Origin of the sequence: Glutamicibacter sp. NPDC088483, from assembly GCF_044753145.1 — a bacterium.
Lineage (GTDB): Bacteria > Actinomycetota > Actinomycetes > Actinomycetales > Micrococcaceae > Glutamicibacter.
The window spans coordinates 113,797-131,937 of sequence record NZ_JBIVMP010000008.1; the positions used below are offsets into that span (position 1 = coordinate 113,797).

Below are 18,141 nucleotides of genomic sequence, written 5' to 3' on the forward strand. Positions count from 1 at the left end.
GTTTCAAGTCCTCAGATGACCCGGCCAGTTGGTCGCCGAAGCCAGACTGTAGCCACCCCCTCCGCCATTTTTTCTTCGAAATCGAATCTGAAGCCACGCCGTTCATAGAATGCCTGAGCCGGCGAGTTGCCTTTCACGAACTCGATCCTTAGATCGTGCGTGCGGCCGAAAGCATCCAATGCTGTGTTCATCAGTTTGGTGCCGATGCCGTGGCCATGGGATTCCGGCAACACATAAATTTTCCATATAACAGGTTCGCCCTCAAACTGCCCGACCGTTAGAGTGCCAACGGCTTCGCCATTCTGCAGAGCAACGTACGTCGTATCATCAGTGATTGAAGCACTGACCGAGTCGTGTGACCACCATGTATTGAGATTATCCATGACGAAATCCGGGCTCGTGAAACTAAGGTATGTTGCTGGCCATGTAAGAATCCCAATAGACCGGATAGCCCGAACATCATCAAGGGTGGCTATGCGAATCGAAAGGTTATTCATGCCACAAACCTATCGGAGCTTCGGATGTTGATGGAGAGTATCTTCAAAAATAAGCGCTTCTATTTGTCCTCTCGGCCCTGCGGCAAGGCGAGATCGCGCACTCTGAACCGCCCGTTGAGGAACCCTAAACGGGCAATTTCGGAGTCAGTCCAGTCGTACTTGGCATGTCTTGCCGGTTAGTTCATCATCGAGGGTGAATTCAAGGGTGAGGATCTGCGCCGCCTTCGGAGGCTCGGGAAGATATACCCAGGTGGACTCCCACCCCGTCGCGCTACCGGCGACCTGTCCGGCACTCAATCGATATGTGGTTCCCACGTCGTCCGAGATGACCGCTCCAACCGGTCCAAGAACGAGCTGGCCGGGCATTGAAGGCGCGTCTCCCGCAGCTTCCGCCCCATCACGATTCCTCAGGTCTGCCCATTGCACCAGTTGTTCTTCGTAGCGAACGTCGCGTTGCCACGTCTCATGGCTGCGAATCCCTTGAAAGTAGATCCTTAGGCCCTCTCTTCCCAGTCATTCGGCGGAAACGATCGGAACATCTGCAATCGACTCGATGCCGGCAAACCGTACGCCCACGCCATCATTGGTTGCGACAACGAGATCACCGGGGGCTGAAATAACTGTCATCATGTGATCACCTTAGCGCCACCCACTAGATTTCCTTCGGGAACTGCTGTTCCATTCCCATAAGACGAAGGTCTATCGAACAGTCCGGATCGCTTCGAGCCAAAGGGACTCGTTGTTCCTCACGAACTGGGTCACGGTGTTCCAGTGGTCACCGTGGCCAGTCGTGAACATCGTCCCCCACGGTTCGATTCCCCTGGCATGGGAATTTTTGAGCAGTTCGTGCATAGCTGTTGTCCGTTGCCACATCGTAGAGGGCAGCGCTGCCCGGAGCTCTTCGTCGGCGTCGTAGCCGTCAATGAAGGCTGCCAGTGCTTGTGCGGCCATATGAGGGTCGGCCGATGCGTCGTTTAGCGTGAAGGACTGCGCGGCGTATGCGAGATCCCATAGGCGTGTACTAGGTGCGGCCGCGTCCCAATCGATGAACACCCATCGGTCTCCGATGAGGAGATTCCACGGGGCCAGATCGTTGTGGCAGATCAGGTCGGCCCCGGGCGCCGGAATGTGTGTGATCCAAGTTGATCCGAAGTCCGGCTCATAGGCCGCACTGGCATCATGGATAGTGCGCACCAGGCGACCTACCCGGGAAAGCTCTGAGAGCGATAATGGCCCCGAGTCCATGGCAAGGCAACCGGGGACAAACTCTGTCACTTGTCGTCCCTGGGCGTCTTGCCCATATACCGCGGGCACATCGACGCCTGCGTTGCGCACAGCCCTCATATATGCGAGCACACTCTGAGTGGCTGCCGACCACGGTTTACGTACCGTGGAGCCGACGCGCACCACGCCATCGGTGGCGTTGCCTCCAGCCAGGTGAACCTCTTCCATCCCACAAGCCTAGCGCTCACGCCTTGCCGCTCCGCAGAGGGAAGCTCCACGGGGACGTCCCGCAAGCCGGTCGCCATACGGGACACTCGATCCGTTGACTTGTTAATTTTTCGAAACTCCGAGTTTTCAACGATTTCAGATTCCCATATACCCCGCCCGAGAAAATGCCCGGTGAAGGGGCCTTAAACGGACGCCAAAAACGGTCGTTTTTGAATCATCTACACTACTCAAAGCATCGACTGTTCAAAATTTTTTAATTGCGCTCAATACCTCGTCAAATACGGATTAAATGTTAAAGCTCAGTATAAGCTGATCAATATGATTGACTAAGGCAACTAACAGATCGATGGGTGAAACTTTTGAAAAAAATCACTTTAATTGCTCTCGGCGCTCTTCTGCTAGGTAGCTCGTTGCTGAGCGCGCCAGCTAATGCAGCCCAGATGGAGCCAGAAAATTTCGTAGAAACACAGGCAGTCCCAGCCTATGCTGTCGGGGAAAGTGGAGAACGGTTCTACTTTGACAACATTGAACAGAAGTTAGGGGTCGCGCAACCCGCAGCATACTGGTCACCCTGTGGCGTTTTCGATAAGAACGAAAAGCTCGTCAGAACTTTCAGTAGGCAAACGGTTAAAGGGGTCTCGGGACGTACAGCCTATCTACGTTGTGGCACAAACAAAGTCGTCAAAGGTAAAAATATCGGTTGGGGCTATCGGCATATCAAAGCTGGCCACATGAACGACTGGAACAACCAGGCGGAATCCTTAGGTGCGAACTGGAGGGACTTCGCGGATTGGGCAACAAACGAAGCCTTAAAATGGTCATGCCTAAAGAAATACCAAAGCGGCAATAAAACTATTCGGTACGGTGGGGTTTATGAACTTCGAGATTCCCGTGGGCGGATCATAAAAAAAGTCGGCGTCACGGCATCAGTTTCAGCCACAAATTCCCGTCTCATCACATCTCATCCCGACAGTGTGAACCGAGCTTGCGGTAAATAATCAAGCTTCGCTGGTAAGTTCTAACAAGAAGGGCTATGGCGCATGTGCGCCATAGCCCTTCTCAGTCTTCTGCTTCTATTCTCATACTTGCCCCGTACATGGTTCCCCGTGAACCAGTGAAAGTATGAAGAGCTGCTATCAACTCCGAGAACGCATACTGTTCGCCGCCGGTAAAGCCTCGCGGCATTCTAATCCCGTTCAAACCGGCAAGTTCATTTTCCGTAACCCTCCATTTGACGACCGCCGTGCCATTATCGTCAAAATTGGGATATTCGATATAGATTCCCCACGGAGTTAGGCGAGCTTCATACCCACGTTCGTTCACTAGGTAATCAACATACCTTTGACGCTTAAATGTCTCCATAGAATAATCCTAAGTCCTCCAAGCAAACAATCTAGTTACGGTAGCGAAGATCTCTGATAATGAATTCCGACAGGTTACGATTGCGATGGACCCAAGGATCTTTTTTCGCCACGAACTGTCATTGTTAGAGCTTTCTCACAGTTAGCATCATACGAACCCCAGCAGCGCCAAGGGTTAACTCTGATACCTCCACGTGGTCTTACTCCTTTAAGATGATGTGCCCATGATAGGTGTTCCTCGTGGCCTGGCAAGTGATATTCGCTTATCAGAGGCCATGCACGGGCCACGATCCGCCGTCGAAGGAGAACTCAGGTACCGCAGCTTGTGGCTTGTGTGCGGGAGGTCGTTTGGTTCCTGCTGTCCACGTGGGTGCAGGAAAAGCAGCGCAGCGATTTGGCTTTTGCTGTGCACAGGTGGGCAGGAGGCTTAACCGCGATGCCCTGGTTTCGTCGCGGTTGATTCGGCTTCGGGTAGGGTTTCCATCCAGCAGGTCGCGTTGATCGCGACCTGTAGCGTTGCCAGGGCTTGGGCGACGGCTTGCAATCCCCGCATGCACGTACAAGGTCACTGCGGTGTCAGCCACGACCGAGTCGTCCTCGTAAAACCCACGTAGGTCATCCGCAGACTGAAGGAATTGCTGAGCCTTGTTCAGTCGGCCCTGCCTCTCAGCTTTCCCGGCATCCACTGTCTTAATGCTGTCGCGCTTAGGAGTCATGAAGAAATTTTATGCCTACGCGCCGCCCGCCGCAGCCACCCCGGGTCCCCCGCAATATCCACGCCTTCCTTGATAATGGAGTCAAATATCGGGGCTGCCTTCACCTCGGCGGCGCGATAGAGCAACGGCCGCACGTCATTGCCCGTCCAACGTGTGACTTGACCAGCCAGGGTTCCGGCCAACTCGTCATCCAGACCGTCTGGTGTTTCATCGGGCATCACAATAAGAATGTCGATGTCGCTGCCCGACCGCATCTCTCCTCGGGCTGCCGAACCGAAGATCTTCGCTGTTACAGGTTTGACCGGCCAACGCTTGATGGCATCTTGGATTCGTGAGGTCAGCTCCCTTCTGGAATTGGCGATTTTCAAGATGACATCTGCCAGTAGGTGCTCCCGATTCAGTGCATATGCGTGGGTCCTGCCCGTCACCTGCTCGAGAATGACCCCCTGTTCCACCAATCGGGAGAGGGCCTTGCGCACCCCTGTTGAGGAACCCTCCTCGGGTAGCAATCGATGGATAGCGGGAATCGTCAGGTATTGCTCGCTCCGAGCCAGGACCGTGAGGACTTGAGAGTCCATTCCCGTTGAGCTCAAGGCGGAGAACGGGTTCTGCAACCGCATAGAGGCCTCCTTCGTCGGCATAAAATACTCTTTTGCACTATTACACGAAAGTGTACTTGTATTGACATAAAAATACCTATGCGCACGAGAGTGCACGCTCAGGTATGAACACATCCTGAACGTTAGGGACTTATTCTGATCTTCCCAAATAGCGCCGAGACCCAAACCCGAGCCAGATTCCGCGGTAAAGACGCAGAGGGATGAAGGAGCATCGACGACAAGGACTCCCTTTGAGCAATTCTGGTTAAGCACCGAATTGCTTGCCGAAAACATAGCATCTACCCCCATTAGGCACCAGAACGGTAGTCGTTGGGCTAGGGAGCAGGTTGTTATCTCGCTAGCAAATTCGAGTAGATTCGCTGATGCGCTTCCGCCAAGGCCATTCGCTGTCCCTTGCGCTCCCCTGAGTTCATTCCTGGTACGCAGGACAACGCTAATTGGTCCTTCACCGCGTTTTCCAGCGACGTCTAGTCAATGTCGTCGCCATCCCATCAGTATGGGGTTACCGACGGATGCTGGCCCATGTACTACCCGCAGTCGGGAACAACGACAGCAGCACCGGTATCCAAAGCCGCCTCAAGCCACCCGGAATGCGTACCGAATCGATAGGGAAGGGGTCTGCTGAAGGTTTAGTTGACACCAAGGTTTATGCTGCCAGAGCGACAGGCTCGATCATTCTAGCCTCGAACTGAACAGGGGTCAGTTTCCCAACCCGCGTTGCTTACGCTTGCGGTGAGATGGAAAACGCGTGGAAAAACATCTGAAGCTGCAGCGGGCGAGTTTCCCGAACCCATCCACGACCCGTGGGTCATCAAAGGGGATCGTGCCTGTGGCGCGTCCTTTCACGCAGAACCAGCCTGGCCGAGATGAAGGAATGGAACGACAGTTGGCTTGTTCATTTGAGTTGACAGAAGATATTTTTATTTCTCGAATGGGTAGTCTTTGATCAATTTATGTAATACCGTATTTTCGTCGGCAAACTCGATTGGTTACCTTCGATGGAGGACAATGAAGAAGAGCTGGAAAACACGGGCAAACATCGCGATTGCCACCACCGGTGTGCTGCTATTTTCGGCGTTGCCGGCTCAAGCGGTGACGTCGTTAGAGGACTCAGCTACTTCGAAGAATTCTGAAATTCTTCAAGCGGTTTCCAAAGAGGGCGATCTCACGATCAAACAAGCCGAAGTACTCCATGAAGAAGTCGAAAAAGGCTCTTTGAGTCTCTGGGTGAACGGTGAGAAGGTTGAACCGTATCAGTTCAATACTGCGGCAAGAGGCTACCAGGCTAAAACCTGGGCGGCCTGCCACTCCAACTGGTCTAAAGACGTCCAAAAGACGGTTCGGGTGTTTGTTCCTACTACACCGATTCGGAACAATGTTGTCCTGAGATGTGGCACGAGCGGCTGGGGATACCGACACATGCTGGGTGCGGATCAGCAGAAGCGATGGGCCCCTCTAGCTGCAATGGTAGGAGCGAACTGGAGAGATTTCGTAGATTTCACCATGGAAACTACGGTAAAAAACCCTTACCGTGTCTCGCCGAGACCTTCCAACGGAACTATCAATATTCGTGGAATCGTTCAGCTTAAGAAATACGATGGCAAAACTATCTACACCAATTATCCAGATATTGCCGCTGACGCGCGCGATGGTCGTGTAATTACCGTCATCCCTAAGAGTACAAAGTGAGATTGTGATGACTGACAGTCTCGTAGTTGTACTTGAAAGGTTGGCTCAGGTACTAGAGGGCTATGCGGTTGTATCTAGCACTAACCGATCAGACAAGCCACATGTGCTCATCACAGTTGATAATGGCAGTCGGAGCTTTGAATTTGCGGACAGTCCGTCTGCAATTATTAGACACGTCTCAGCTTTTGCCCACCCTCCACTATGGGATCCAAGAGCTGATTCTGAGGATGACGGGCGATGGAGGTTGTTCTCAGTTCACATTGAAGAGGCTATCGAAATGGCCGACTCTGACGAACGCATCTTGGTTCTTGTTGAGGGTGCTGTTTCTTCCCGAAGATCAGCATGACGCACCGTCGATGCGTCTTCGCAGAAATTTCCGAAGACATCGAGCAAGCATGTTTACAGTAGAGCTGTTTCTTCGGATATTGAATGATCAATATGGAACGCGCAGAAATTTACTTCACTGGCGGTCAGGTGTCGCAATTGCGACGCCTGACCACCAGACCGCGATGCTCTGCACTTCGATGCTGGATTCTTCGCAGTGCTCAATGTCCTTGGCGCGCCACGGGTTCTTGCCGTTTAGCCGACCTTCGAGGGTGAGCGGTTCCGCTTCAACCTCTGAGTAGGCTACTGCGTCGGTTCCGTCGCCGTTGAAGTCCATTATTTCTACGTTGGAGACGAGTACCGCGCGTCGGGTCAGTGCACCGATCAGCATCATGAGCTTGTCCAGTTCGCTGTACGCTTGACCCTTGAATGCTCCTCGATCGGCCTTCGCAGCTAATGTGGCTCGTTTCATGAAAGGTCTTTGAAAATAGCGAGAGGTCAACGCATACAACATACGTCGATCTCATGCTATGTAGATTTAAGGTGTGAGGCAAGTTGTTGCCAAGTCAATTATTCGCCCTGGTACGTAGGCGCTACTTCGCCCCCTCCTAAAACCTCTACGCCATCAATAATCATCGGATCAGATGGGGTGGTTCGAGCATTCTCTTGAATCATTCCGGCGGGGACAGTGATCTGCGTAACCTCGTGATTCGAGATTGCTGAAGCTCCCGCAACTCCTCCGAGTACCAGTACGGCAGCAACAAGGGCAGTCGGTAACAGAATTTTCATTGCTTTTCCTCTTTGAGTGGGGTGGGGACGGACAGTGAAGCGAATCCATGCGCAATTCTCAAACGAGTGCCGGCCACAAGAGCTCCGGTGACGACGTCAGCCGACGGGATATCCAACTCGCTGCAATCCCGAAGATCCGCCCTCCATTGCTCAGAACGCGCCTGCCGCAGATGCGCAGGGGTCACGAAAAGCGACAGTCGAAAAAGCGCTCGTACTAGCAACGTCTGACTCATGCGAGTTTCCTGGATTGAAAACCAGCACCCACAACGGGCTTCGGCCTCTGGGTAGAGACGTACTCCTGGGCATACGCAACAGCCTCCGCTTCCAACTTAAAGTACCGCCGGCGGGGCCCCTTGCGAGACAGATCCGTATCCCACTCGCTCGTAATCCAGCCAGCATCCTCCAAGCGTTCCAGAATCGGGTAAACCGTTCCCGTCTTCAACCCGGTCATCTTCACAATCTGAAGACCCCAGATCGCCTCAGGTGATTCCATGAGCGCACCAACAACAGCAGCTGTTGCAGGGGTGCGCCTCGTCAAACGTTCCATACCCTCGTGCTACCTATGTAGATTTAGATGGTCAACCTGAACCTCTCATCAAACTTCAGAATTACCATCACCAAGTAATATCGACGGTCGAGTTCAGCGGAACCATTTCCTCGGCCCGCACAACAACACGATTATCAGTAAGATGCAGCGTCTCTGCGAATGCCAACCGTGTGTGCCGCTCTAACTCCCCCACCGAGACCTGATAGACCCTGAACTCATCAAAGGCAAGTGCAGCCCGCAACTGATCAAGATCTTGGGTTAAGAGAAAAGCTCGTGCTTTCAGCACGCCGCCCTCCTTGAAAGCAATGAGTTTCCAGTACTCCGAAGGCAGACCAACGCCGCGATACACCTGGTCGCCATGCTGGAAGACCGGCCCGCCAAAGACACTCACCTTGAGCTCTTCAACATCAACTTGCTCGTAGAGCGCATTTTCTAGCTGACCCCAAATCCCCTCTTGGCTGCTCTGGTTGAAGTCATCCATTTGCGGCGCGATGTTCGTGTAGAAAAAGGAATCCTCATTAGCTTGCTGCGCATCCGTGACCTCACCCCACACCAGATCCGCACGACGAGCAATATGTCCACGATCCAGCCGATTGCCTTGATACAGCTCATTGCCTGATTGAAACCCTTCAGGCAGCCTAGGGCCCTTGGCGAAATCAATGCCCGAACGGCTCAATCGTTTGGTTGAAGCACCGTCGATGTTCCAGGCAACCCAGCGCGCCAACCGGCGGGACTTGCTCAGTGACAGGGAAAAGTGGGTATAAGGAATGACGTTTGACCCGTCCCACAGCACCGCGTCTTGTGAAGCCTCAGTGTCCAAGAGCGGCAACGCTACGCTAGTTCCCAGGAAGTCCGGGGCATACCCAGTGCGATGAACCGAAACAAGGATCTGATGGCTACTGGCTGACAAGGTGATTACCCCTTTCGTTAATGCTCGTGAGAGTACGTTCAAGGTGCCTTGAGTCCAGCCTATGGCCTGCCAGTGCCCGCATTTAAGGAACTTGTAAACGTCATAGTATGTTCAACGCTAAGCAATCCTCGAGCATGAAATACATAAAAACAGATCAACCGTTATCAGCCTTGGCCAGATAGACGCGCGTGACAATTTCCGCACCCCTGATTCTTATCCCGCCAGAAACCCAAACAGCACGCAGCAGCTACCGGCCGGCTTCAGGCACAGCACACGGTATGTCCCCATCAGGCGGCAAATAACGGACACCACATATTGATACAGCCTGAACAACAACTTGTGGTGCTTCCATAACACCGAAACTTGCCTGCATAGGTGGTCATCATCTACCAGCAGCTACCGTTCGAACTACGCCAAGAAAAGCATTGAAATCACCGGGATAGTAATGATCGCTAATCCTGAAGTAAGAACTATAGTCGTGGCCGTAGCTTCCGAGTTCTCATCCTCTGCTTGCGCCAATATGAAGGCGGTGGCGGAGGTCGGCATGGCGGCCATCAAAATCAGAGCCTGATACCAATCTCCTGACATTGGGGGAAGAAGCGCTGCGATAGCGACCGTGATGAGCGGAAGTGCTAACAGTTTACTGGCCGTGCCCGTGATCAGCGGTAGGACTGAAATTCGTCCTTCATTCAACGATTTAACAGTTCGACTCAGCGTGAGACCGATGGCAAAGAGTGCACCTGGCGCTGCTGCCCCGGCGAGTAAGTCAGTTGTCTGCACAACCGGAGCTGGAAGTTCGATTTTCGCCAAAGCTACTAGTAGGCCAGCAACAATTCCCCAAACCACAGGATTCTTGAGAATCGCTTTATCGACTGCTGCTTTTATTTTTGCGCCATTGGATCCGCGGGATTGTCGCCCGGCTAGCAGTGGGAACAGCACCGGGTAGAGCAGCATGAAGTATAGGTTGTGGGTCAATTGGCCGATTCCGGCGGCCAGTCCCGCTTGTGATCCCACGAGTCCGATAACAACTGGCACACCTAGGTAGGCGACGTTTCCGTAACCGGAACTCAGCGCATACTGAAGCGCTTTGGGCTTGTTTTGCCGTAGTAATAACCTGCTGATCAAGATGTTGAAGACAGCGAATATCGTGCAGGAAACAATGACAATTATTGGAAATGCCGGTGGGATGCCATCGTCCAGTGGTGCTTCAGCGACGACTTTGAAAAGTAGTGCAGGAAGCGCGATATAGAAAACAAAGGCGCTGATGGCAGGTTCTGCCCCTGTCCCGAACTTTGCTGAACGACTAGCGAAGAAGCCAATGAGCATAATAAGGAACAGCGGCAGAACACTGAGAAGAACATTAACTAGCATGAGATGAGTTCGTTAGCTCCATCAAGTAGTTTCAATGCACGATAGATGGTGTTGTGTATTGGCACCTCTACTGCGTGCGCAGCTGCGATACGGACTACAGCGCCGCTTTGCTCTTCGATTTCTGAAGGTCGGCCCGCGGCCAAGTCACGCTGCATCGAGGCAGTGCTATCCGGCTTGAAAGCATCGTACTGATCCATCATCTTGGCTACATCTGATTCGTCAAGTGTGGCGCCGGCAACAGTTGAAAGCCGGGCGACCTCCCTCATCGCATCCTGGACAAGGCTTCGGCTAAGCTCGTTGGTTCGGGTGCGGCCGACTGGTTCACGTGACAGCGCGCCAACGCCGCCATATGATGTGATCAGCATGAATTTTCGCCACATGTCTGTCACGATATCCGTCGAAATTATGGCTTGAACGTGTGCTTCGATCAGGGCAATTTCAAGGTCGCGCACTCGGTTGGTTACGCTGCCGTCCAATTCTCCGAGAGTAATCGCTGGTTGACCTCCGACATGGTGCACGATACCTGGCTCGACTAGGTACGAGATGATCATGCAAACACCGCCCAAAGCATGACCTTCACCTACTGCCTCCGTGATTTGCTGGGAGGCAGTCACACCATTCTGAAGGGGTAATACAGCAGTGTCTTGACCGATAAGTGCCGATGCTGTGCTCAGGACATCTTTTACTTGCCCCGCTTTGCTAGCCATGATCACAGCATCGCATTCACCAATCTGAGCAGCGTCTGTGGTGATGCTTGCTGGTTGCACAGTAAACCCCGAAATGCCGTCCCCTGTCGTTACCTGCAAACCCTTGAGACGAACAGGTTCGATGTGGCGTTCAGTGGCGACAATATGTACCTCATGCCCGGCGCGCGTCAGCACTGCTGCAAAGTATGCGCCGACGCCCCCGGCTCCTACAACACCGATTTTCATGCTTTGACCTCAACTCGTTCCTGAAGCAGTTCCATTGCCACGCTCTGGACCTCGTCGAGGCGGACAACATCGCTATGTAGGTCATGGATAGTCTGCATGACCTTCGCGTACTGCGCCTCTTTCTGGGGGTAGAGGTGGTTCTGCAGTTTATCGTTCAGGCGATCAATGATGGCTTGAACGAATCCAGGATCAGTAAGTTGTTCCTGTGGGAACCCGGCATTAATGAGGATCTGTTCGATCGTGTCGGGGAATAGACCGACTGGATTGAGGAAGTAACGAACCGAGCGTTCGATGTCCAAGAAGTCGGGCACATTGACAATTCCCGCGTTTTCTTCCTCAGTCAAAATGCCGCTCACAGGGCGGTAAACCGATGGCGCAACCAAGAAAGTTTCTTCTGCCAGGGAAGCGACCTTAATTAGTTTCTGGGTATCGAGGGGAGTTCCCTTGACTGTGATGCCGCGTTCTTCGAAGATCTTGCTCAAAACTTCGAGGTTTGCCAGTCCAGCACGGTTACCGAAGCCTGCGACACCGCCTTCGACAATCTGGAAACCGTTGAAAATTGATGCCAGAGAATTTGCTAGCCCCAGACCGCGATCATCATGAGAGTGAAGGTAGAAGTTGGTGGCAGGGAAATCACGGGTCAGATTTGCTGCCAGAATGGCGGTTGCGTCGGGAATCAAGGAACCGATGGAATCATTCACACGGACGAGATCAATACCGAGTTCGCTGACTCGTCGGATTTGGCGGCTGATGAACTCGTACCGTTCTTCTTCGATGTGAGTCGAGAAGGCGTTCAAAATGCTCGATCGGAATGATCCTACTCCGATTTCGCTCAAGCGGCCGTGGACTTTGGTGAGGAGGTCTTCTTCTTCGTGGAACTCGACCATTCCCAATGAAACTTGGATCTGCGAGAGGTAATCCGTGGGAAGCTTGGCCAGAAGGTGAGAAATTGGTTCCCAAGACTTCAGTGTCAGGTTGAAAACAAATTTCGTGTCCGGATGGATGCGGCCAAAGTACTGCTGTGCGTCTAGGCAGCGCAGCAGGAACTTTGGTTCCTGGATGCCTGAGCCCATGTCGATGTCGCGGATACCAGCATCCGACAAGGCTTCGACGAGCTGTAGTTTTCGCTCATCAGTTGCGCCGAAGAGGGCTCGTTCAAGGCCCTCACGGATCGTTTCATCCGAAACTCCGGCGATTTCAAAATTTTCGTATCTAGGGGTATGCCCCGCAGGCAGCTTTAGTGCCATAGTGTGAGTCTCCTGGAATGAAGTTTGATGATGCCCCTAGTAGGGGTCTCCACCATCACAACATTAAATTTCAAATGGTGGAAGCAAATAACCAGAGTGTGAAATTTTGATTTGTGCTGCTTCTCTTCATAATCGGCCACAAAGGACCCAGTAGATGTACAGATGATTCACTTCAGAACATTCTCTTTGCATAAGTGCTCTGTCAGACAATGATTTCCATCTGCAAGCGTAGAATCAGGATTGTATAGACGGTGAGTGCAAGCCCCCCGTTGCGGGTTGGACAAAAAAATTTTGGACACCTGGGGAAGTACTGCCGGAAAATCACCTGGCCAACACCGTGATGGCATGTCTCCTCCCATGAGATGCAGCTACAAGGGATCAAGTAGTGAAAAGCCCACTGGATGAACAAGGGTTCCTGGTAGTCCAGGAGGATAAAGACACACTGCACCCGTCCAGCTCGGAGCCACCTCGCCAGGACAATGGAAGCAAATAGGAACGCCGACGGTAGGTCCCTTGCCACCGAGATTGGGATGGCAGCGTGGTACTCAAGGGTGCCGAAAGTACTTTCCACCCGCTTCAGCCGCACGCCACCGTCGAATTGAGCGGGGCGTTGCGGGGCGTCGAAGGCGAACAGCGCATGAGCGGTCCGAGCCAAGGAGAATCGCACCGACCCGGTACGCCCTTGGACACTGCGCGCCCGAACCAAAGCGATGACGGCAGCAGCGAGCCCGTAGCCAGTGGCGTGGTCCAAAGCCTGCACCGGCAATGCGCCCGGTGATTGCCCGTTACCACGGTAAGCCTCCGAGATGCCGGTGGCAGCTTGCACGATACTGTCGAACCCGCGCCGTTGGGCCCAGGGTCCTTCGAAGCCCCACGCACCTAATTCAGCAACAACGAGCTGCGGGTACCGCTGGGCTAATTCATCCCCGCCAAGCCCTGCCTTGGCCAAAGCCCCGGGGCGATAGCCCAAGAGGACGGCATCAGCATCCTGCAGCAGTTCGTGGATCCGCGCCTGCCCTGCTGCGTTTTTCAAATCCAGCAGCGTGCTGCGCTTGCCGAATCCGGTATCAACATATTGCCAAGGCAATTCGGGGAGCAGCGGCCCATCCACGCGCAAGACCTGTGCGCCAAGGGCTGCCAGCGTCCTGGTTGCGGTGGGGCCAGCGATAACCCGTGTGAGATCCAGAACCTTCAACCCTCGAAGGGGCATTGCTGCACGCGGGTCAAATTTCCAGACCGGAGCCGAACCTGTTGGGCGCATGCGGAATTGAGCCCAGTGCCCGCTGCCGGCCGCTTGGCCCTCTGCCGAGCTGAGCCACTGTTGACGGGATCGCACCTGCGCGGCTATTCCACCAGCGGCGACGATGCGTTCTTGGGCATCGTGGGCACAAAGGCTTGCCACTGCGTCGGCGATGTCAATCCCCGAAGATGTTCCCAATGCAGAGTGGAGCGCGCGTTCATGGTGAGGGTAATTCGCGTGGGTTCTGATCCAGCCGTCGGCCGTTCGGTAGAATCCCGAATATCGAGCAAAACCTTGTGGTTTCTGCCCCGCGATGCGCAAGTGGGCAGAGGACGCGAAGGCCGCTGCGATATCCGGCGTCGCCGTGGCGAGCCATGGTGAGGCAGCGGCAAGATCATCAAGGGCGGAGCACACCAAGCCAACGGATCGAGCTGCGAGCTTCTCCGCGTTCAAAAGACCTGTCCACCAAACCGCGGGCCCAGTAACAGGGCAATCACCTGCCGTCTCGAGCAATCGGTGCGCGGTAAACCCCGAACCCAGGATATGGCCCTCGGCCACGCGCTCATCTTCGGAATGCAGCATGAACCTCAGCCTATACGCGGAAAATCACCACTTCGATCCAGGCAGTCGGTAAACGGAAAACCCGCGTCGCGTAAAAATACACGACGCGGGTTATCTGAAGCTCTGCGGAATTAGTTCGCTGGAACGTTCAGGGTCTGCCCGACCATGATCAGGTCTGGGTTGCTCAACTGGTCGTCATTCAAGACGAACAGGCCACGCCAGTCCTTGACGCCAAGCTGGTCGGCAACCTTAGCCAAGGTGTCGCCGGACTTGACGGTGTAGTCCTTGCCCGAATCGGTCACGTCAATGTTGAACACTGGTGCCTTTGGAGCTGGAGCAGCGTGCTTTGGAGCTGCCTGCTGCTTGGGAGCCTGCTTCTGGACCGGAGCTGCCTGCTGCTTGGGAGCCTGCTTCTGGACCGGAGCTGCCTGCTGCTTAGGTGCTGCCTGCTGCTTAGGAGCGGCCTGCTGCTTTGGTGCTGCCTGCTGCTGAGGAGCCTGCTTCTGCGGAGTCGCGGAACCCGAAGGGGAACCGCTAATGCCCAGCTTTGCGGTACATGCTGGCCATGCGCCCCAACCCTGGGATGCCTGGACCTTGGTTGCAACGCGAATCTGCTCGGCCTTCGAAGCCTGGTGAGGCATGCCCGAACCGCCAAAGGCCTTCCAAGTGGACAGCGAGAACTGCAGGCCACCGTAGTAGCCATTGCCGGTGTTGATGGACCAGTTGCCACCGGACTCGCACTGAGCCAGCTTGTCCCAGGTGCCTGCGGCATTAGCTGGTGCGGAAGCTGCAACGATTGCGGTGCCGGCAACTGCAACGGCGGCCAGCGAGGCTCCACCGCGGCGGATCAAGTTCTTGGTCTTCTGCTGGATCATGATTCTCCAGTTGCTCTTCCCGCGCTCAGGTCTTCCTAGACCATCCTCGTGCACCACTCAGCGTCGCATTTCGACTTTGATTAAATACTGCCCTGGTGAGTGGTTTGGAAGTCCCGGCAGTACCTGTTTCCCCATAACACTGCGAGTGTTATCGAAACGTTATGAATGACCATAACGCACCAACCCACCACCCTCGCAACTCAGGAAACGGTCAGAAACCCCGTAAATACAGGTCAATTGGTCAGAAAAAAAATTTGAATCGGGTCGGAAAATCACCATGATCCCCATATCAAGCAACGAAAATGTTACTTTCCAAAAGTGGAGATTATCCAGCTCGCTGTGATATAGCTTGCAATTCGCTTCTGGGTCGTGCCCAGCTCCCTTCAAGGTTGCATTCCGTTTTCGCCAAAGCTGGAATAGCTGCATCCTAAACCCAAGGCGTCGGGCAATCCGAAGGGGCAATATTTCTCCGGCAGACGGCCTTTTCCTCGCTGCCACCTGCAAGGCCTCCCGGGCGATGGACACACCGCGACGTTCAAGCGACAGGACAGCTGAATTGCCCTGAGGTAATTTGTTTCAAGAAGCCAGCGCTGTAGGTTTGATTTCATCAGTCAGACAGGGGAACTCAATGCCAGTACAAGGCAGCACAAGCAAAGACCGATTCATGGAATCCTTGACCTGCTACCCCCGAGCCCTGCGGGAATTCTTTCGCAACGATGGACTAGACGTTGCAGCTTCCCTGTCCTATTTCATGGTTCTTGCCATGTTCCCCGGATTACTGGCATTGATCTCGCTCCTGTCTTTGGCCGGCGCCAGCGAAAGCGGCACCAAATGGATCATGGAGCTGCTAGAGCAGAGCCTCGCCCCGAACGGACAATCTGCAAGTAGCGACTCCCAGCAATTACTCGACACGGCCGAACAGTTGCTCGCTGGCTTGGCATCCCAAGCTAGCGGAACGTTCTGGGCAATCCTGGCCGGTTCACTCGGCGCACTGTGGAGTACTTCTGGATATGTCACGGCATTCAGCCGCGCGTTGAACCGGCTGTACGGGGCACCGGAAGGCCGCCCCCAGTGGAAGCGCCGTCCTCAGATGTTCCTGATTACGGTGCTGATCATGCTGGTTGCCGTCGTGACCCTGGTGCTGCTGCTCGCTTCTGGCTCCGTCGCCCGCGGAATCGGCAATATTATTGGCATGGGCGACAGCTTTGTACTCGTGCTGAATATCGCCAAGCCGCCATTGATGCTCATTATGCTGCTCCTGGTTCTAGCCTTGCTTTACTACTTCACCCCCAACGTCAAGCCAACGAAATTCCGCTGGTTCTCGCCCGGCACACTGACAGCTCTGGTGATCCTGGGACTGTCGGTATTCGGTTTCAGTATTTATGTTTCGCAGTTCGCCAGCTACTCCGCCACCTACGGAACCATTGGCGGCGTGATCATCTTGATTCTTGCTTGCTGGATCAGCAACATCGCTTTGCTCCTCGGAGCCTTGGTGGACATCGAATTCATCCGCCTCCGCCAGCTTCGCACGGGCATTCCTGCCATAGATGACGTACTTCTTCCACTGCGTGATGACACTTTGGTAGCCAAGCAGGAATTGGCAACATACAAGGATCTCGTCCAGGCCCAGGAAATCCGTATCAAGCACGGTGGCGACCCGCTGCAAGATATGGAGAGGGATCCATCCACGAAGCCGAAGCGCAAGACGAAGCTGCTCCCCATGGGGCTGGTTGCCGTGGCGGCCTGGACCGCTAGCCGCATGAAAACCAAACGCGATCTGCGCAGGGGCTCAGAATAGTCCCGATAAGCTCTGCAGTGCCCACCACAGGCCGCCGGAACCCAGAACAAGAATCACCACAACCCACAATGAGGCGAAGGTCCGGGTAGCCTCGGCGATCAGGTACGCATCGGACTGGGCGATATCGTGGCGTCTCCAAACATGTACCGAAAGAAGCTTGACGAAGTCTTTTAGGCCAGCCAGCAGCAAGAACCCGGCGATAAGCCAAGCCAGGTACAGGTACGCTTCGACCGGCGCAAAGAAGACTACTGCCAATGCCACGAGTGCACTAATAGTGCACACAATAAAGGCCGGCCAATTTCGGACAAAGATCAGCGCCAGCAGGAACAGCAACGCGTAGATGCCGAGCGCCCGCCCGGAATAGTCCGTGGATATGCCCCACAGCATCAAAGCTGAAACCCATATCGGTGCGGGGTACCCGAAAATCCCGGAGATGATGACAGAAATCTTGCCCCGTCCAATGCTCCGCACTTCTCCGGAATGATCCCAGCCCAGCCGCAAGCCAGCCACGTATCTGCCCGTGAATAAGGCCGCGATGATATGGCCGAGCTCATGAATCAGCGTGGAGTACAAGCCGGTGATCCGCCAGACCGGACGAGGGACCACCAATAGCAGGATCAAGAACGCAACGATCAGCCACTGCCACTGGTTCAGGGCCACGTTCACCGGCTGCGAGAGCCGCTCCCAGGCCTGGGCAATATCTAGATTCATTCCTGCTCCTCATCGGCGTTCGGTATTACTCATTCTTGCAAGCCCCACCGGCCACAAAGTGACCGGCGAGTGCATTTCCCGACTTTCTGGGAAACATCACAGGTGACGGGCATAGTCTGCAAAGCGGAACACTGTGCCGTATATCTGGAGGAGTCTCATGTCTCGCATCGTTTCAACCGCCTTGGCCACCACCGGTTTAGTGGGCGGTTACGCTACCGGTCGTGCCACCAAGAAGCGCCCGCTGGCTGCCGTTGTGCTCGGTGCTGCAGGTGCCGGCGCCTTCCTGCTTTGGAAGAAAGATGCTGGAACGGCTAAAGCCATTGCCTTGATCAGCGCCTATCTCGGAGGCTTCGGCGCTTCGCATCCGCTGGCCAAGAAAATCGGTGCGTGGCCAGCGGTGAACTCGGTGACTGCCGGCGTTGCCATTCTCTCGCTCGTTCTTGGCGGCTCCAAGAAGAACAAGGACGAGCTGTCCTAAGCGGCATCAGCGAATCTGTCGGG

Annotated in this window: 18 protein-coding genes; 4 read left to right on the top strand and 14 right to left on the bottom strand. The window is 54.4% G+C overall.

What is annotated here, in order from left to right:
* Positions 1-11: 11 nt before the first annotated feature.
* From ACIP6G_RS16890 to ACIP6G_RS16900, 3 genes are all read right to left on the bottom strand, one after another.
* Positions 12-383, bottom strand: coding sequence for a GNAT family N-acetyltransferase (locus tag ACIP6G_RS16890; protein WP_400291421.1), 372 nt, complete (start codon positions 381-383; stop codon positions 12-14).
* Positions 384-641: 258 nt separating this feature from the next.
* The gene (locus ACIP6G_RS16895) at positions 642-863 is read right to left on the bottom strand and encodes a hypothetical protein (protein ID WP_400291423.1); all 222 of its coding nucleotides are present in this window, start codon (positions 861-863) and stop codon (positions 642-644) included.
* A 333-nt stretch (positions 864-1,196) separates the two neighbouring features.
* Positions 1,197-1,949: a phosphotransferase gene (locus tag ACIP6G_RS16900; protein WP_400291425.1), complete on the bottom strand. Its 753-nt coding sequence runs from the start codon at positions 1,947-1,949 to the stop codon at positions 1,197-1,199.
* Between the two features lie 350 nt (positions 1,950-2,299).
* Between ACIP6G_RS16900 and ACIP6G_RS16905 the strand changes: the two genes are divergently transcribed.
* The gene (locus ACIP6G_RS16905) at positions 2,300-2,947 is read left to right on the top strand and encodes a hypothetical protein (RefSeq protein WP_400291427.1); all 648 of its coding nucleotides are present in this window, start codon (positions 2,300-2,302) and stop codon (positions 2,945-2,947) included.
* Positions 2,948-3,008: 61 nt separating this feature from the next.
* Here ACIP6G_RS16905 and ACIP6G_RS16910 read toward each other — a convergent pair whose 3' ends face one another.
* Together ACIP6G_RS16910 and ACIP6G_RS16915 are read right to left on the bottom strand one after the other, a co-directional pair.
* Positions 3,009-3,311, bottom strand: a complete 303-nt coding sequence (locus ACIP6G_RS16910) for a hypothetical protein (RefSeq protein ID WP_013350251.1) — start codon at positions 3,309-3,311, stop codon at positions 3,009-3,011.
* 711 nt (positions 3,312-4,022) lie between these two features.
* Positions 4,023-4,646: a nucleotidyltransferase domain-containing protein gene (locus tag ACIP6G_RS16915; RefSeq protein ID WP_400291429.1), complete on the bottom strand. Its 624-nt coding sequence runs from the start codon at positions 4,644-4,646 to the stop codon at positions 4,023-4,025.
* Between the two features lie 1,008 nt (positions 4,647-5,654).
* Here ACIP6G_RS16915 and ACIP6G_RS16920 point away from each other — a divergent pair.
* Positions 5,655-6,335: a hypothetical protein gene (locus ACIP6G_RS16920; RefSeq protein WP_400291431.1), complete on the top strand. Its 681-nt coding sequence runs from the start codon at positions 5,655-5,657 to the stop codon at positions 6,333-6,335.
* Positions 6,336-6,795: 460 nt separating this feature from the next.
* Here ACIP6G_RS16920 and ACIP6G_RS16925 read toward each other — a convergent pair whose 3' ends face one another.
* From ACIP6G_RS16925 to ACIP6G_RS16960, 8 genes are all read right to left on the bottom strand, one after another.
* Positions 6,796-7,131 (bottom strand): hypothetical protein, encoded by a 336-nt coding sequence (locus tag ACIP6G_RS16925; RefSeq protein WP_400291432.1) that lies wholly within the window; start codon positions 7,129-7,131, stop codon positions 6,796-6,798.
* A gap of 546 nt (positions 7,132-7,677) precedes the next feature.
* Positions 7,678-7,995, bottom strand: coding sequence for a PadR family transcriptional regulator (locus ACIP6G_RS16930; RefSeq protein WP_400291433.1), 318 nt, complete (start codon positions 7,993-7,995; stop codon positions 7,678-7,680).
* Positions 7,996-8,062: 67 nt separating this feature from the next.
* On the bottom strand, positions 8,063-8,815 hold the full coding sequence (locus ACIP6G_RS16935) for a DNA/RNA non-specific endonuclease (protein WP_400291434.1): 753 nt from the start codon (positions 8,813-8,815) through the stop codon (positions 8,063-8,065).
* A 498-nt stretch (positions 8,816-9,313) separates the two neighbouring features.
* Positions 9,314-10,276, bottom strand: coding sequence for an AEC family transporter (locus ACIP6G_RS16940; RefSeq protein WP_400291436.1), 963 nt, complete (start codon positions 10,274-10,276; stop codon positions 9,314-9,316).
* Positions 10,270-11,208 carry a ketopantoate reductase family protein gene (locus ACIP6G_RS16945; protein ID WP_400291438.1) on the bottom strand — a complete coding sequence of 313 codons (939 nt, stop codon included), beginning with the start codon at positions 11,206-11,208 and terminating at the stop codon, positions 10,270-10,272. The genes ACIP6G_RS16940 and ACIP6G_RS16945 overlap by 7 nt, the downstream gene beginning before the upstream one ends.
* Positions 11,205-12,455, bottom strand: a complete 1,251-nt coding sequence (locus ACIP6G_RS16950; protein WP_400291439.1) for a hypothetical protein — start codon at positions 12,453-12,455, stop codon at positions 11,205-11,207. The genes ACIP6G_RS16945 and ACIP6G_RS16950 overlap by 4 nt, the downstream gene beginning before the upstream one ends.
* A 202-nt stretch (positions 12,456-12,657) precedes the next feature.
* A complete protein-coding gene (locus tag ACIP6G_RS16955; RefSeq protein ID WP_400291440.1) occupies positions 12,658-14,016 on the bottom strand; it encodes a CoA transferase in 1,359 nt (452 codons plus the stop codon).
* Positions 14,017-14,387: 371 nt separating this feature from the next.
* Positions 14,388-15,131, bottom strand: a complete 744-nt coding sequence (locus ACIP6G_RS16960) for a transglycosylase family protein (RefSeq protein WP_400291442.1) — start codon at positions 15,129-15,131, stop codon at positions 14,388-14,390.
* A 571-nt stretch (positions 15,132-15,702) separates the two neighbouring features.
* Between ACIP6G_RS16960 and ACIP6G_RS16965 the strand changes: the two genes are divergently transcribed.
* On the top strand, positions 15,703-16,929 hold the full coding sequence (locus tag ACIP6G_RS16965) for a YihY/virulence factor BrkB family protein (protein ID WP_400291444.1): 1,227 nt from the start codon (positions 15,703-15,705) through the stop codon (positions 16,927-16,929).
* On the opposite strand, the gene ACIP6G_RS16970 is transcribed toward ACIP6G_RS16965, so the two are convergent.
* The gene (locus ACIP6G_RS16970) at positions 16,921-17,640 is read right to left on the bottom strand and encodes a M50 family metallopeptidase (protein ID WP_400291445.1); all 720 of its coding nucleotides are present in this window, start codon (positions 17,638-17,640) and stop codon (positions 16,921-16,923) included. The two genes, ACIP6G_RS16965 and ACIP6G_RS16970, sit on opposite strands and share 9 nt — an antisense overlap.
* A gap of 157 nt (positions 17,641-17,797) precedes the next feature.
* Here ACIP6G_RS16970 and ACIP6G_RS16975 point away from each other — a divergent pair, with 157 nt between their 5' ends.
* Positions 17,798-18,118, top strand: a complete 321-nt coding sequence (locus ACIP6G_RS16975) for a hypothetical protein (protein ID WP_400291447.1) — start codon at positions 17,798-17,800, stop codon at positions 18,116-18,118.
* The last annotated feature ends 23 nt before the right edge of the window (positions 18,119-18,141 follow it).